This is a genomic window from Planomonospora alba, from assembly GCF_039534085.1.
In the GTDB taxonomy this organism is placed as follows: domain Bacteria; phylum Actinomycetota; class Actinomycetes; order Streptosporangiales; family Streptosporangiaceae; genus Planomonospora_B; species Planomonospora_B alba.
Genome location: NZ_BAAAUT010000176.1, coordinates 1 through 642 on the forward strand (window position 1 = coordinate 1; position 642 = coordinate 642).

Annotated in this window: 1 protein-coding gene; it reads left to right on the forward strand. The window is 64.6% G+C overall.

The annotated features are described in order from the left end of the window. Positions 1-642: cbb3-type cytochrome c oxidase subunit I (locus ABD823_RS34495; RefSeq protein ID WP_344867171.1), on the forward strand; the 642-nt coding region annotated here is incomplete at both ends.

Sequence of the window (642 nt, forward strand, 5' to 3'; positions counted from 1 at the left end):
CGCTGCTGTGGCAGCACCTGTTCTGGTTCTTCGGCCACCCCGAGGTCTACATCATCGCCCTGCCGTTCTTCGGCATCATCACCGAGGTCATCCCGGTCTTCAGCCGCAAGCCCATCTTCGGCTACGTCAGCCTGGTCGGCGCGACCATCGCCATCGCGGGCCTGTCGATCACGGTCTGGGCGCACCACATGTTCCCCACCGGGCAGGTGCTGCTGCCGTTCTTCTCGTTCATGACGTTCCTGATCGCCGTGCCGACCGGCGTGAAGTTCTTCAACTGGATCGGCACCATGTGGCGGGGCCACGTCACACTGCAGACGCCGATGCTGTGGGCGATCGGCTTCCTGGTCACCTTCCTGTTCGGCGGCCTGACCGGCATCATCCTGGCCTCGCCCCCGCTCGACTTCCACGTCCACGACTCCTACTTCGTGGTGGCGCACTTCCACTACGTCGTCTTCGGCACCGTGGTCTTCGCGATGTTCGCCGGCTTCTACTTCTGGTGGCCGAAGATGACCGGCCGGATGCTCGGCGAGACGCTCGGCAAGTGGCACTTCTGGACGCTGTTCATCGGCTTCCACACCACCTTCCTGGTCCAGCACTGGCTGGGCGCCCAGGGCTTCCCGCGCCGCTACGCCGACTACAGCC